This window comes from Aminobacter sp. P4_D5 (genome assembly GCF_056401815.1).
The window spans coordinates 1-895 of record NZ_JBFUIP010000491.1; the positions used below are offsets into that span (position 1 = coordinate 1).

Here is an 895-nt window from a genome sequence, read left to right on the forward strand (position 1 = left end):
TGCTCCGGCACCTGGAGCAGCCCCGCACGGAAGGCGTCGGCGCGGATCATCTCCAACCGCTCCTCCGCCTCCTCGGCGACGAGGCCGAAGATCTGCTCCAGCACCAGATGCAGCGGCGGAACGAGATCGGTGCCCAGCAGGTCCGGCGCCAGGGCGACGGGGACGAAGCAGGTGCGGATCGCCAGCACCCCGCCGTCGCGCTCCAGCAGCCGGCGGACCTTGTGCACGGGCGCGCCCGCCGCGATGCCGAGGCGCAGGGACAGCCAGTTCGGGCAGGGCACRGCCTCCGCCGCATGGACCGTGACGGTGCCGGGCGGCACTCCGTCGAAGGCGGAGGCCAGGAAATGGCCGTGATCCGTGAGGGGCACGTCCCGCCGCGCCAGGCGGACGAAGGTGCCGCGCCCCTGCTGCCGATGCAGCAGCCCCTCGTCCACGAGGGACGTCACGGCCTGCCGGACGGTGATGCGTGACAGGCCGTAATGCGCGCCCAACTCGGCTTCGGTGGGGATCCGGTCCCCTGGCCCGAGATCGAAGGTGATCATGTCCCGCAGCGCATGCTTCAACTGCAGCCAGAGCGGGATGGCGGAGCCGCCGCGCAGCGGACGCAGGAGGGGCGGCCCATCCGCAGGAGGTTGGGCTGCCGGGGTGGCGCGGCGGCGGCGCTTGTTGCTTAGGGCGGGCTCCGGCAATCGATTGACGCGTAAATTCATCATATAATATCATAATCCAACGGGATCGGGAGGCAATATCGGAAGATGCCCATGGCATCGAAACTGTGCCCTCCGCCGCGCCGGTGGTGCGCTGCGCGATGCCTCGCCGCAGCCGATCGACCGGCGTCTCGCACAAACGGACTCGCCGAAATCATGCCCGCGCGCTGAAGCTGCGCGTCCAAGGG

1 protein-coding gene is annotated in these 895 nt (G+C 69.9%); it reads right to left on the reverse strand.

From position 1 onward, the window contains the following. On the reverse strand, positions 1–713 hold a 713-nt coding region (locus tag AC1DWF_RS32980), incomplete at its 3' end, for a GntR family transcriptional regulator (RefSeq protein ID WP_476842719.1). Positions 714–895: the final 182 nt, after the last annotated feature.